The following is a 14,556-nucleotide window of genomic DNA, read 5'->3' on the forward strand; positions in this document are numbered from 1 at the left end:
TTCTAACAAATAAGAAAAACAATGTCAATAAAATATTTTTAATAAAATGATATTAATAAATTTCATTTATTCGATTCAAACATATCTTTTTTTATAATTTGTAATTATGATTTAGATTTTTTATAAAGGAGGTGATTGGTTATGTAACTATAGATGTAATTGCATTTTTACTTTCGATAATTCCTAATAATTAAGTTATATTTTTTAATATAAAGTTAACCTAGTAAATTAAATTTTAAATCTAAAATTTTGTTTTTTTAAACTTAATTTTGTTTAAATTTTTAAAATATTTTTTAAATATTTTATAAAAAAGGAGTTTTTTTGTGAATTTACACAATGCTATAACTTATCTAAGTGGTATTTTTAATTTTATTAAAAATTATTATCATTATTTTATTAATATTATTTTTGGTTTAATTATGTTTATTTTAGTTTATTTAGCTATTTGGGTTATTAGTTTAATTATTAATATTTTACGTTTGTTACCTAAATTAAATTTTTTTAATAAATCATCTGCTATTACTCATTATCATTTATCAAAACCTAATCTTAATAATAACGATTTACAAAATAAAATATCTCCGCCTAGAGGAATTTTCTTTTCATCGTTTATTATTTTTATATTGTTTATTATATTATTAATGATAAGTTTCTTCTTTATTAAGAGGTTTAATTTTGCTCCAATTACAAAAATTCTAGGTTTATCTGATTTTTCTAAAAATAAATTACATCAATTAACGGCATTACCCAATAATTCTTCTGATAATATGTTTGTTTTTCGTCAAAAATCTGTCAAAGAATTAGATAAATTAGATGCTATTTTGAAAAGTAAGGATTATCATCCTGTTGCATTAGAATCAGAACAAAAACAATTATTAAAAGAATTAGGTGATTTAAAATCTCAAATTATTGCTACTTCTGATATGTCTGAAACACAAATTACAAATAATATTACTGAATTAAAACAAAAAATAGATAAATTAAATCATAAATATGGCAAGATTCTTATGAATAGTGCAGATGTTTTGATGTTGCGTCAAAAATCTGTCAAAGAATTAGATAAATTAGATGCTATTTTGAAAAGTAAGGATTATCATCCTGTTGCATTAGAATCAGAACAAAAACAATTATTAAAAGAATTAGGTTATTTAAAATCTCAAATTATTGCTACTTCTGATATGTCTGAAACACAAATTACAAATAATATTACTGAATTAAAACAAAAAATAGATAAATTAAATCATAAATATGGCGAGATTATTATGAATAAATTGATAAATTCTAATAATTTTAAACAAAATTTACCGAATGTTTGGGTTGTTCCTGTGCCTGTTTTAACTGTAAATTAATTATCAACAATCAAAAATTATTTTAAAAAATATAGGAGTAAAAATAAATTTTACTCCTATTTTTTTATTTTATTTTTTGGGATGATTATATTAATACGGTTTTCAATTGTTTTATTACTGAGTTACATCGATTACATAATTCGTTAGAATTATTATAATTTGTTACATTCCAGCAACGAGGGCAAGTTTTTCCTGTAGCTTTAATAATTTTAATTTCAAGTTTAGATGATTTTATAATATTAATTTCTGAAACAATTAATAATTGATGTAAACAATCTTGGATTTTTAATGTTTCTATTATATTTAAATATTCTGTGGTTAATTCTAAAATTATTTTAGCTTCTAGAGATTTATTAATAATTTGTTTTTGTCTAGCATTTTCTAATTTTTTTAATATTATATCTCTTAATTCTAAAAATTTTTGATAAGCTTTTTGTTCTTCTAAATTAACATATTTTGGCGTAAATTGATTTATAAAATCATCTATTTGTTGTATGGTAGGCATATTTTCTAAGTAAATATCTTCTTGTTTAGAACTTTTAACATTTAAATGATTATAGGCTTCTGATGTTGTGTGAGGTAAAATAGGAGTTAAAATAATTAGTAAATCTAAAAGTAAATCATATATATTAGATTGAATAGTTCTTCTTTCTTTACAATTCGGAATTTCGATATATAAAATATCTTTAGTAAAATCTAAATAAAAAGCACTTATTCTAATAGTTATAAAAGGATATAATAAGCTTATAATTTTTTCAAAATTATAACTTTCGTATGATTCTATAATTTGTTTAATTATTTGTTTAAATTCTAAAATTATTAATTTATGCAAAGAAGTTCTATTTTGTAAAATAATATAATCTGTTTTTATATTAAAATCATATAAATTACCTAACATAAATCTTAAAGTATTACGTATTTTACGGTATTTTTCTTCTATTTGTTTTAAAATAGCACAATCTATTTTTACATCATTTTTATAATTAGTGCTAGCTACCCATAACCTTAATACATCAGCTCCGCTTTGTTTTATTATTTTTTGGGGTTCTATAATGTTGTTTTTGGATTTACTCATTTTTTGTCCTTTACCATCTAAAACAAATCCATGAGTAATAATTTGTCGATAAGCTGCTTTATTGAATGTAGCTACCGAAGTAATTAGAGATGAATTAAACCATCCTCTATACTGATCTGAACCTTCTAAGTATAAATCAGCTGGAAAAAAATTTGAAGAAATATTTTGCATTACATTATATGAAGTTCCAGAATCAAACCAAACATCTATAATATCTAGATCTTTAGTAAATAAATGATATTTTTTATTTTTTTGGAGATAATTTGTAGGTAATAATTCTGCAATTTCCCATTCATACCAAATATTTTTTCCATATTTTTCAAATAAATCTGCAAAATGATTTATCATATTGATATCAATAATGGGGCTTTGATTCTCATCATACAATATAGGAATAGGTACTCCCCATTTTCTTTGTCTACTGATATTCCAATCTTCACGATTTATTATCATATTTTGCATTTTGTGTTCTCCCCAATGAGGAAACCATTTAATATTTTCAATTTCTTTTAATAATTCTGGTTTTATACTTTGAATATCTATAAACCATTGCGATAAAGCCAAGAAAACAATGGGTTTATTAATACGATTATCATGCGGATATAAATGCTCTATTATTTCTGATTTAATTAAAATTCCTTGTTTTTGTAAATCTTCTATTATTAAATCATTAGCTTTTTGAAAAAAAATCCCTTGGTATTGAGGAGATAATTCAGTCATATTACCTTGTTTATCGATGCTAAAAGTTGTTTTCAAATTATATTTTTGACCTATTATAAAATCTTCTTGCCCGTGTCCTGGCGAGATACTAACTAAACCAGTACCTTCCTGATCAGAGACAAATTCGCCTAAAATGATTTGTTTAATTTTGTTAAATAAAATATTTTTGTATTGTAAATTTTCTAATTCTTTACCAGTGAATACTTTTATAATATCAATTTTATTCCAATTAAACTTAATTTGTAATTTTGTTAAAACCTGGGCTCCTATAATATATTTTTTATTTTGATTAACTTTAATTAAATAATATTTAGCTTTTGGGTTTACACAAACCGCTTCATTAGAAGATAAAGTCCAAGGGTTAGTAGTCCAGATTATTATTTGTACATTTTCCCAAAAATGTTCATGTTTATTATTTATTATTTGAAAGGTTGTAAAAATAGACCAAGTTTGGTGTTTATGATATTCTATTTCTGATTCAGCTAAAGATGAGTTTAAGTAAGTAGACCAATAAACAGGTTTTAATTTTTTAAAAATTAATTTTTTTTCTAACATTTTTGCGAAAATTCGAATTTGATTCGATATATATTTGTTATCGCAAGTTAAATAAGGATTATCCCAATTTCCTAAAATACCTAATCTTTTGAAATTTTCTTTTTGTTTTTGAACAAAATTCAAAGCAAATTTTTTACATTCTTCGTTAAAAATATTTTTAGGTAAATTTTTATTTTTAGAATTGTTTTTTAAAACTGCAATTTCTATTGGCAATCCATGTGTATCCCATCCAGGTATGTAAGGAGCATTATATCCTTGCATAGTTTTAAATCGTAATATAAAATCTTTTAAAATTTTATTTAAGGCGTGACCTATATGTATATCGCCATTAGCGTAAGGAGGGCCATCATGTAGAATGAATGTTGGATTTTGATTATTTTTTATTAAATTTTTTTGATATAAGTTAATTTTATTCCAAAATTGTTCTATTTCTATTTCTTTTTGAGGTAAATTGCCTCTCATTGGAAAATCAGTTTTGGGCATAGACAAGGTATTAGTATAATTTTTATCTTTTTGATTCATTTTTATATTACATTTCCTTTTGTATTAATAACAATTAACAATCAATAAATACATCAATAATATATTTTATGGAGTTAGATGGATTTAGACACGAAATTTAAAATTTATAATATCACCATCTTGAACTATATAATTTTTACCTTCTGAACGTAATTTACCTTTTTCTTTTATTTGATTAATATTGCTATATTTTATAATTTCATTATAATTAACAACTTCTGCTCGGATAAAGCCTTTTTGAAAATCTGTATGTATTGATTTAGCGCATTGAGGAGCTGTAGAACCTTTAAGAAAAGACCAACTTCTTGTTTCTTTTGGACCTGCAGTAAAATATGTTTGCAAATTCAAAAGTTGATAACTGTTTTTGATTATTTGTTCTAAAGCATATTTAGATGAAAAAAATTTTTGCTCATTATTATCTTTATTTGTTTTATTATTATCTAATTCAGAAGGAGAGTAATTTTTTTTAGCTTCGATAATACAAATGGGAATAAATTTTCTATTTGTTTGTAAACTATATTTATTCATTTGTTTAAAAAAAATATTTTCATCCCAACAATTATTTTTATTTTCTGGAAAATTACCTATATAAATCATAGGTTTAAGAGTTAATAAATTAAAATTTTTTATTATTTGAAATTCTTCTTCTGTTAAATTTAATTCATTAGCTGAAATATTTTTACTTAGATTTTGTTTAATTTTTTGCAAAATTTGTATTTCTAATTTCGCTTCTTGTTGTGTTTTTTTTTTGGAGTTATTTATTTTAGTTAAGCGTTGTTCTATTTGCTCTAGATCTGATAAAATTAATTCTGTTTCAACCATTTGGCTTTCTAAAACAGGATCAATTTTTTCGTGAATATGTATTATTTTGTTATCTTCGAAACATTTTACAACATGACAAAGAATATCAACATTACGAATATGATTAAGAAATTGATTTCCTAAACCTTCTCCTTTAGATGCTCCAGGAACTAAACCGGCAATGTCTACAAATTGTATTTGAGTTTTGATAATTTTTTGAGATTTGAAAAAATTAGCAATATATTCTAAACGTTCATCAGGAACTTCTATCATAGCTATATTAGGTTGTATAGTGGCAAAAGGATAATTAGCTTCTAAAATATTTAATCCAGTTAATGCATTAAACAAACTTGATTTACCTACATTGGGTAATCCTATAATTCCGACTTTCATATATGTTTTTCACCTTACTAAAAAATTTTTTTATTATAAAAATAATTTTTAAATTTTATTATTTAATTATAACATTTTACTGGTTTAAATGATTATTTAAAATCTATTGTTTTGATAGTTGATACCATTTGTAAAAAATATTATAATGTATGTTAGTTAGAGGAGATTGTCAATAAACTGTATTTTTATTAATTATAATTATCTAGATTTGAATTAAGAATTGTAATTCTAATTTTTATGGAAAATAAAAGTACTTTTTAATAGAAACATTATTATTAAATCTTAAAATATATCAAAAATAATTTTAAAAAATAGAAGGAATTATAATTATGTCCAAAAAACAAATGATACCTGTAGGGGTTTCTGGTAGACATGCTCATTTGTCTTTAGAAGCTTTAGAGATTTTATTTGGTAAAAACTATAAACTAAATTGGTTTAAAGATTTAACTCAAAAAGGTCAATTTGCAGCTAAAGAAAAAATTGATGTTATTAGTTCTGATAATCAAATTCTTAAAAATGTTCGCATATTAGGGCCTTTAAGAAAATTTACACAAATTGAAATTAGTAATAGTGATAATATTAGAAATAAATTTGGCGCTCCCGTTAGGAGTTCAGGTGATATTCAAAATTCTGCTAGTGCTACTTTAATTGGTCCGTGTGGAAAATTATTTATTAAAGAAGGTGTTATTATTTCGGATAGACATATACATTTATCGGATGAAGAGGCTAAAAATTTATGTTTAGCTGATAAACAAGTAGTTAGTGTTCGAGTAGGCGGTATTAAAGCTGGTATTTTGCAAAATGTTTTGTGTCGTGTAAATAAAGATTTTAGTTTAGAATTACATATAGATACGGATGATGCCGCAGCATTCCATCTAAAAAATGGTGATTTAGTAGAATTAATTAAAACATAAATTTAAAAATGTATAATTGAAATTATTTAATTTTTCGATTATTTTAAAGATTTTAAAATATTTATCTGTGTAAATTTAATAAAAATTTAAATAATAGTATTTTTTTGATATTGAAACAGTAATTTTAATTATGAATTTATTTTTAAAATTTAATCATAAATAAAATATAATTTGATATGATTGAATTTATAAATTGATATCAATAATAGATTTTATTTTGTAGTGTATATGATTTATTTTATTTAAATAAAATTCAAAAATTATTTACACAGAAGAAAGAGTTTATATCTGTGTTTTTAGAATCATTTTGGTCAGAAGAACCAAGAAAATTTACAAAGACTGAAGTTATTAAAGATCCTGTTTATGGATATATTTATTTAGAATATTTATTTTTGGAAGAGTTAATTAATACTCGTCTTTTTCAAAGATTAAGGCGTATTAAGCAATTAGGATGTGCTCATATGATTTTTCCTGGCGCTGAACATTCGCGTTTTACCCATAGTTTAGGTGTTTATGAATTATCTAGACGTTTTTTAGAATTTCATAAATTTCAATTAATAGAAAAAAAATTTTCTTTAAGGAATAAATTAATTTTATTGGTTGCATCTTTATTACATGATATTGGACATAGTTCTTATTCTCATATTTTTGAAAGAGTTTTTGATGTTAAACATGAAGATAAAACTATTCAAATGATTATTAATGATAAAGAAATTTTTTCTATATTAGATAGAATAGATGAAAATTTTAAATATGACGTCGCAAAAGTGATTAAAAATGATAAAAATAGTCAAAAATTTACTTTATTAAAACAACTTTTAACAAGTCAATTAGATTTTGATCGTTTAGATTATTTAAAAAGAGATTCTTTTTTTGCTGGCGTTAGCTATGGTTATATTGATTCTGATCGTTTAATTCGTATTATGGATATTACTAACGCTTATCAAGTTCCACAAACTTCGAATTTTCCTTCAGGTGAATTAGTAATTTTGTTCCGAAATAGTGGTCTTTCGAGTATTGAAAATTATTTAATGAGTCGTTATTATATGTATAGACAAGTATATTGTCATCCTAAAATTGTATTATTTGCTATTATTTTAGAACAAATTTTTGTCAGAATTAGATTTTTAATTACTAAAAAATATCAATTTGAATCTGACATTAGTTTATTAAAAAATTTTTTTTCTAATAAAGAATCCTTAGAATTATATTCGAAAATTGATGATTTTTATATTAATAGTTTGATTATCTCTTTTCAAGATAGTAAAGATGTTATTTTATCTAATCTTTGTCAAGATTTTTTACATCGTCGTATTTGTTTTTGGAAATGTATTCCTAATATTTCTAAAAATTATGAATTTATTAAAGAAATAGAGTGTAAGTATAAAAATGATTCTGCTTATTATACTTACTATTATGATGATTATATTTTAAGAGATACTTATCGTGAGGAAGTTGATAATATTGGCGAACAAATTTTAATTGGCTTTAATCATAGTGCAAATAATATTGTAAAACCTTTAAGTATTGAATCTTTTATTATTAATAATATAATGTACCGAAATTCTTACAAAGAGATTCGTAATTTTTTTTATTATCGTGATTTTAAATGATTAAAAATGAAAAACATATTTTTAAAAAAAAATATGGTCAAAATTTTTTGAATAATTTTAATATTTTAAATTTAATTGTAGAATCTGCTAATATAGTCAATAAAAATGTAATAGAAATTGGACCTGGTCAAGGTGCTTTAACAAAATTATTAGTTTTAAAAGCAAAAAAGGTTTTAGCTTATGAAATTGATTACACTTTGAAAAAATTTTTATTATTCGCTGAACATAGTAATATTAATATTATTTATGATAATTTTTTAAAACGAGATATAGAAAAAGATTTTAAAAAATATTTTGATAGTGAACAAGAAGAAGTAGTTTTAGTAGGTAATCTACCTTATCATATTGTTTCTTCTGTTTTATTTAGAATTTTTGATATATCACGAATTAAAAGTTTTGTTATTATGTTACAAAAAGAATTGGCATGGAGGATATTATCCCATCCTTTTGTTAAAAATTACAATTCTTTAAGTGTTATATGTCAATCTTTGGCTTTTATTGAAGTGGTAAAGATAGTTAAAAAAACTAATTTTTATCCTCAACCAAAAGTAGATGGAATAGTTTTGAAATTTATTAAAAAAGAATTATCTGAAACAAAAAAAAATTTTTTATATGGTGATTTTATTAAATTTGTAAAAATTGCTTTTAAACAAAAACGAAAACAATTGATTAATAATTTTCAAGATTATTTAAATATATCTAAATCCGAAATTATTAGTTTTTTTATCAACAATCAAATATCTTTAAATATTAGAGCCGAAGAAATAAATGTTGAAGATTTGCAAAAAATAGCGAAATTATTTTGGAGTTATTTTAAGCGGTAATAATCAAGAATTTTATTATTACTAAATAGTGCATCAGTTTATTTAATGTAATATTGTGCATAAATTGTGATAAAATAATCCCATAAAAGATTGTGTAAATTAAAAAAAAGGTTTATAATTTTTTACAGTAATTAAGTTTATTAAAAAAGTTAATTTTTAAAAATTTTTAAAAAATAATAGGATGGTATGTAATGAAAATTACTGGTGTTAGAATAAAACTTAATGATAAAGAGCATCCAAGATTAAAAGCTGTTTCAAGTGTATTTATAGATGATTGTTTTGTAATTCATGGTGTTAGAATAATTCGCGGTAACAAAGGTTATTTTATTGCTATGCCTAGTTCCAGATTGAGTACAGGAACTTTCAAAGATATAGCTCATCCTACTAATACTCACACTAGAAATATGTTAAATGAAAGAGTTTTAGAAGAATTTTATGCAAAAACTTCTGCTAATAATGTTGATTTAACTGATTCGAATCAAGTTGAATCAAAATCAGAAGAAAATTCAAATGATCATGTAGAAAATAATCAAAATTATGATTCTAATAATGAAGAAAGTTATAATTGTGATTAATTTTCTTTCAAAAAAAACAAATTTATAAGATTTTTTGATTTTATAATTTAGATTTACATTTAAAAAATCTACTCTAAAATATTTATTTTAATTATTTTTTTGTTGCAAAAATTAGAAAAATATATAAATTAATTTTTAAGTTTATATATTTTTCTATCACATTTTATAGGGGTTAATGGTATATATTTTGAAAAAACATAATAATATTTATAACTCTAATGCAGATGCTAAAAAACATTTTGATTCGGGTTACAATAATAATTGTAAGCATTTTTTACTTTTTATTTGGGGCTTATTTTTGTATTTTTTCTGTTTTGTTCCTGTAGTAGTATTTAAATCTTTTAATTTGAATGATCATGAATCTTTATTATTTAAACAAGTAATTACTTTGTTAATTTTGGGTTGTACGGGTTATCATGTTATTATTGAAGGTTTATTAGATACTTATCGTATTACAAAGCAAAAACGTAAATTTACTCCAAATATACATATTTTAATGTTATTGGGAGCTTTGGGAGCTGTTTTTTTACATAATTTTAATGAAGCTATTTTATTAATTATTATTTTTGCAACTTCTAATTTTTTAGAAGAATATATAGAAACTAAAAGTCATAAAGAAATTCGAAACCTTTTAAAAATCGCCCCTACACAGGCACGTTTAAGAGATAGTGAAGGTAATTTTCAATTAATAGAAATAGAAAAATTAAATATTGGAGATGAAGTTATTGTTTTAAGTGGTGATCAAATTCCTTCTGATGGTATAGTAGTTTCAGGTAACTCTTGCGTTGATGAATCGAATATTACTGGAGAAAGTATACCTGTTGATAAAAAAAAAGGCGATAAGGTTTATGGAAGCAATATTAATCTTAATAATACTTTAGTTATTAGAATTACTGCTAATGCAGATCAGAATTTGTTTTCTAGAATTATTAAGTTATCTAATGAGTTAAAGAATAATGTTTCTAAAAAGGCGACTTTAATTAAACGTTTAGAACCAATTTATGTAAAATTTGTGTTGTTAATATCTTTTTTAATTTTATTATTTTTTCCTTTAATTAATATTATTAAAGGTTGGGAATATTATTCGTTTAATAAAATTTTTGAAAAAATTATAGTTTTTGTAACCGTCGCTTCCCCTTGTGCTTTGGTTGTGGCCGATATTCCAGCTACTTTATCTGCTGTTTCTTATTTAGCTAAACAAAGAATTTTATTAAAAAACGGAAATGCTTTAAGTTTTTTAGCTAATATTAAAGCTATTGTTTTTGATAAAACTGGAACTTTAACAATTGGTAAACCTATAGTGAAAGAATGTTTATTTGATAATTCTTTGAATGAAGATGAAAAAAATAAATTTTTATCTATTTTTTATTATATGGAACAGAAATCTAATCATCCTTTAGCTATATCTATTAAAAAATATTTAAAAGATTTTTTTGTTACTGGAGAAAATTTTAATAATGATTATTCTGATATAGAGGTAAATAATTTGATTGGCATCGGCATTGAGTCTTTTTATCAAGATAAACATTATAAAGTAGCTAAATATAGCGATTTAAAGAGTTGTTATGTGAATAATAAAATTTCTTCAGAATTGGAAACAAAAATACAATCATTTTTAGAAGACGGTTATACTGTGCTTTATTTTAGTTGTGATAATACTGTTGTAATGGTTATGGCGATTTTTGATGTTTTACGTCCAGAATGTTCTAATATAATAAATTATTTTCGAGATCTTAATATTAAAACAGTTGTTTTAACGGGTGATAATTATAAAACAGCTCAAAATGTAGCAAAATGTTTAAATCTGGATTATGTTTTTGCAGAATGTTTACCAGAAGATAAATTAGCAAAAATTAAAGAGTTAAAAACAAGGTACACGGGCGTAGCTATGGTAGGGGATGGCGTTAATGATGCTCTTGCTTTGGCTAATGCTGATGTAGGAATTGCTTTGCAAGAAGGTGTAGATGCAATTGCAGATATTGCAGATGTCGTTTTAATGAAAAATAATTTAATTAAAATTATTCAGACTCATAAAGTAGCTGTTAGATTGAATAATATAGTTTGTCAAAATATGATTTTTGCGATTAGTGTTATTATTATTTTAACTATTAGCAATTTTTTTACTAGTTTGTTTTTACCATTTGCGGTTTTTTTGCATGAAATTAGCACTATTTTAGTTCTTTTAAATGGTTTACGAATGTTAAAAAATGAAAATTTGCAATCAATTAAGTAATTATTTTTTGAAATTTTTTAGTTTTTTAATAATAAAATAACTATTATTATATAAAATTTAGTATATGAAAGAAGAAAAATATTGCATGTTAAATATCGAAGAAATTAAAAATATTTTTAATTTATCTTTAGGCGAAGGCATTGATTTTGTTGAATTCTTTTTTGAGGATACTTCTTCTGATTTGTGGAAAGTTATTGATCAAAATGTAGTGGGTTCGCGTGAACATCATATTTATGGTTTAGGTATTAGATTATTAAGCAATAATCAAGAAATTTATTTATATACTAATAAAATAATTTACCAACATATTATAGATTTAATTTTACAATATAAACCTTTATTAAAAAATAAAAATAAAATTTTATTAAAAAATTTTGATTTTGAACAAAATATATCACAAAAACCTTTAGATGATATTACTTGGCAACAAAAAATTGAAAAGATGTTATATTGTTCTCGTGTAATTCGTCAAACAGATTCTCTTGTAATTAAAAGTTTAGTCAATTTGGAAAATAAATTTCAAAAAGTTTGGATAGTTAATAGTCGAGGTATTTCTCGTTATGATAATCGTTATTATGTTAATTTGAGTTTAACTTCTGTTGCACAAAACGAATCTAATATACAAGAGTTTAGTAGAAGTTTTGGTAAAGGATCTACTGGAGTTTTTTTAAATTCTTTAGATTTACAAGAAATATCTCAACAAGTAGCCAAACAATCTGTTGAAATGTTATCAGCACAATCAATTAAAGCTCAAACGATGACTGTTGTAATTAATAATGGTTCTGGTGGAGTTATTTTCCATGAAGCGTGCGGGCATTCTTTAGAAGCAACATCAGTAGCTAGAGGATTATCGCCTTTTTGTGACAAAATTGGTCAAAAAATAGCTTCTTCTCTTGTTACTGCATTTGATAATGGTAATATATTTGAAGCTTGGGGAGCTACTAAAATTGATGATGAAGGCCATTTAACACAAAAAAATCTTTTAATCAGTAATGGTATTTTGAAATCTTATTTAGTAGATATGCGTAATGGTTATAAATTAAATATGCCATCTACAGGATCTGGCAGACGAGAATCTTATAAGTATTCGCCTACTTCGCGTATGAATTCTACTTATATTTCTGCAGGACCTCATGATCCGGAAAAAATTATTCAAGAAACTGATTATGGTTTTTATGCTAAATATTTGGGAGGTGGAACTGTTGATCCAAATACAGGAGAATTCAATTTTATGGTAAATGTTGGTTATTTAATTCAAAATGGTAAAATAACAACACCTATTAAAGGTATGATGTTGATTGGTAAAGGACAAGAAATTTTGTTTAAAATTGATCGTGTTGGTAAAGATGTTCAATTAGTGCAAGGTTATTGCGGATCCATTTCAGGAGATATTCCGGTAGATCTAGGTCAACCAACTATCCGTATAACAGAAATGCTTGTTAGTGGTAGTTGATCAAAAAAGGTGAATATGTGATGAATTATCAAAAATGGTTTCAAAAAAGTCAATTACAAGGTTTAGATGGATTAGAAATTATAATATATGAACAGCGAAAATTTGATATTAATTTAGAAGATGGAAATATAGAACAATTTACAGCTAATCATTCGACTAGTTATCTTATTTATGGTTTATGTAAAAACAAAAAAACTTCTATTTATTTAGAAAAAAATGATGATTTAGATAATGATTTTTTCATAGATCAAGTTTTAAAACGTTTAAAACAAAAAATAGAAATTTTAAATTTTAATGAAAAAGATTTTTTGTTTTCGGGATCTCAAAAATATAAAACAATTTTAGAAAAAAATTTCAATTTTGAGTCAATACCTTATGATTATAAAATTAAATTATTGCAAGAATGTTATCAAGGTTTATTAGTTAGTCAGTATTTTACTAAAAAATGTAATTTGTTGTATAGTGAAATTTTTTGGTGTCAAAAAATAGTTAATTCTTTAGGGTTAAAATTGCAACAATGTAATAGTTACGCTTTATTAGAAACTAATTGTATTTTTGGCGATAATAAAACTCAAGAAGAAATTACTAAATCGTTTCCTGTAAAAAAATTTGAAGATTTTGATTTGTCTATTTATGTTAAAGGTTTATTAGAATTAGGAGAGAATCAAATTGGCTCTAAAACTTTACCATCTAAACTTTATCATGTAGTTTTTTCTAATGAAGTGTTTTCAGAATTATTATCAAATTTTCAAAATATTTTTAATGCTTTATATGTTTATCGTAATTTGAGTAAATATAAATATAGTCAAGGCAAATTAATCGCTAATCCTAAAGTAACTATTATAGATGATCCTTTTATATCGACAGCTTTTTTTAATCCGATTTTTGATGATGAAGGAGTCTCTTGTCAAAGCAAAAATATTATTACTCAAGGGATTTTAAATACTTTTATCCATAATTTACAAACTGCTAAACTTTTTGATGTATCACCACAAGGCAATAGTTTTAATGGTTCTATTGCTATGAGCAATTGTTATTTGAAATCTGGTGATAAATCTTTATCAGAATTATTATATGCCGTTCATGATGGTATTTATGTAAATTCTATAGTGGGTTGGCATGCAGGTATAGATGAGATCAGTGGATCTTTTAGTTTGCAAGCTTCAGGCTTTTGTATTAAGAATGGTTTTATAAAAGATCCGTTTAATATGGTGGTTATTTCTGGTAATTTTTTTGATTTATTAAATAATATTAAAGATATTGCTAATGATTTTAAATTTCAAATTTTTGGATTTGGCAGTTCTAGTGTATATGTTGGTTTATTAAATGTATCAGGTAGTTAAAATTTTTTTAATAAAATAAATAAAAACTATTTATAGCTTTTTAGACTATAAATAGTTTTATTTATTAAATAATATTAAAGATATTGCTAATGATTTTAAATTTCAAATTTTTGGATTTGGCAGTTCTAGTGTATATGTTGGTTTATTAAATGTATCAGGTAGTTAAAATTTTTTTAATAAAATAAA

At 23.3% G+C, this 14,556-nt stretch carries 10 protein-coding genes; 8 read left to right on the top strand and 2 right to left on the bottom strand.

Annotated features, from left to right (window positions below; translation table 11 throughout):
* The first annotated feature begins 323 nt into the window (after window positions 1-323).
* Window positions 324-1,349, top strand: a complete 1,026-nt coding sequence (locus tag NQK76_RS00415; RefSeq protein WP_255872594.1) for a hypothetical protein — start codon at window positions 324-326, stop codon at window positions 1,347-1,349.
* Window positions 1,350-1,434: 85 nt separating this feature from the next.
* Here the strand turns inward: NQK76_RS00415 and ileS are convergent, their stop codons facing one another.
* Both ileS and ychF read right to left on the bottom strand, forming a co-directional pair.
* Window positions 1,435-4,221, bottom strand: coding sequence for an isoleucine--tRNA ligase (gene ileS, locus NQK76_RS00420; RefSeq protein ID WP_255872595.1), 2,787 nt, complete (start codon window positions 4,219-4,221; stop codon window positions 1,435-1,437).
* Between the two features lie 84 nt (window positions 4,222-4,305).
* Complete coding sequence (gene ychF, locus NQK76_RS00425) at window positions 4,306-5,415, bottom strand: redox-regulated ATPase YchF (RefSeq protein ID WP_255872596.1); 1,110 nt, start codon at window positions 5,413-5,415, stop codon at window positions 4,306-4,308.
* Window positions 5,416-5,744: 329 nt separating this feature from the next.
* Between ychF and pduL the strand changes: the two genes are divergently transcribed.
* The 7 genes from pduL (at window position 5,745) to NQK76_RS00460 (ending at window position 14,370) form a co-directional block, all read left to right on the top strand.
* Window positions 5,745-6,329 carry a phosphate propanoyltransferase gene (gene pduL, locus NQK76_RS00430; RefSeq protein WP_004995233.1) on the top strand — a complete coding sequence of 195 codons (585 nt, stop codon included), beginning with the start codon at window positions 5,745-5,747 and terminating at the stop codon, window positions 6,327-6,329.
* Between the two features lie 290 nt (window positions 6,330-6,619).
* Window positions 6,620-7,942, top strand: coding sequence for an HD domain-containing protein (locus NQK76_RS00435; RefSeq protein WP_213680267.1), 1,323 nt, complete (start codon window positions 6,620-6,622; stop codon window positions 7,940-7,942).
* Complete coding sequence (gene rsmA, locus NQK76_RS00440; protein WP_004995238.1) at window positions 7,939-8,766, top strand: 16S rRNA (adenine(1518)-N(6)/adenine(1519)-N(6))-dimethyltransferase RsmA; 828 nt, start codon at window positions 7,939-7,941, stop codon at window positions 8,764-8,766. The genes NQK76_RS00435 and rsmA overlap by 4 nt, the downstream gene beginning before the upstream one ends.
* Window positions 8,767-8,957: 191 nt before the next feature.
* The gene (locus NQK76_RS00445; protein ID WP_004995240.1) at window positions 8,958-9,341 is read left to right on the top strand and encodes a septation protein SpoVG family protein; all 384 of its coding nucleotides are present in this window, start codon (window positions 8,958-8,960) and stop codon (window positions 9,339-9,341) included.
* Window positions 9,342-9,516: 175 nt separating this feature from the next.
* Window positions 9,517-11,574, top strand: a complete 2,058-nt coding sequence (locus NQK76_RS00450) for a heavy metal translocating P-type ATPase (RefSeq protein ID WP_255872597.1) — start codon at window positions 9,517-9,519, stop codon at window positions 11,572-11,574.
* 85 nt (window positions 11,575-11,659) lie between these two features.
* Complete coding sequence (locus NQK76_RS00455) at window positions 11,660-13,027, top strand: TldD/PmbA family protein (RefSeq protein ID WP_036690946.1); 1,368 nt, start codon at window positions 11,660-11,662, stop codon at window positions 13,025-13,027.
* Between the two features lie 20 nt (window positions 13,028-13,047).
* The gene (locus NQK76_RS00460; protein ID WP_255872598.1) at window positions 13,048-14,370 is read left to right on the top strand and encodes a TldD/PmbA family protein; all 1,323 of its coding nucleotides are present in this window, start codon (window positions 13,048-13,050) and stop codon (window positions 14,368-14,370) included.
* The last annotated feature ends 186 nt before the right edge of the window (window positions 14,371-14,556 follow it).

It is taken from the genome of Candidatus Phytoplasma australasiaticum subsp. ipomoeae, assembly GCF_024425275.1.
In the GTDB taxonomy this organism is placed as follows: domain Bacteria; phylum Bacillota_I; class Bacilli_A; order Acholeplasmatales; family Acholeplasmataceae; genus Phytoplasma; species Phytoplasma australasiaticum.

Excerpts from the sequence above, each read along its gene's own strand:
- ileS (WP_255872595.1), bottom strand. The coding sequence starts at position 4,221 with ATGAATCAAAAAGATAAAAATTATACTAATACCTTGTCTATGCCCAAA.
- ychF (WP_255872596.1), bottom strand. The coding sequence starts at position 5,415 with ATGAAAGTCGGAATTATAGGATTACCCAATGTAGGTAAATCAAGTTTG.
- pduL (WP_004995233.1), top strand. The coding sequence starts at position 5,745 with ATGTCCAAAAAACAAATGATACCTGTAGGGGTTTCTGGTAGACATGCT.
- rsmA (WP_004995238.1), top strand. The coding sequence starts at position 7,939 with ATGATTAAAAATGAAAAACATATTTTTAAAAAAAAATATGGTCAAAAT.
- NQK76_RS00445 (WP_004995240.1), top strand. The coding sequence starts at position 8,958 with ATGAAAATTACTGGTGTTAGAATAAAACTTAATGATAAAGAGCATCCA.
- NQK76_RS00450 (WP_255872597.1), top strand. The coding sequence starts at position 9,517 with ATGGTATATATTTTGAAAAAACATAATAATATTTATAACTCTAATGCA.
- NQK76_RS00455 (WP_036690946.1), top strand. The coding sequence starts at position 11,660 with ATGTTAAATATCGAAGAAATTAAAAATATTTTTAATTTATCTTTAGGC.
- NQK76_RS00460 (WP_255872598.1), top strand. The coding sequence starts at position 13,048 with ATGAATTATCAAAAATGGTTTCAAAAAAGTCAATTACAAGGTTTAGAT.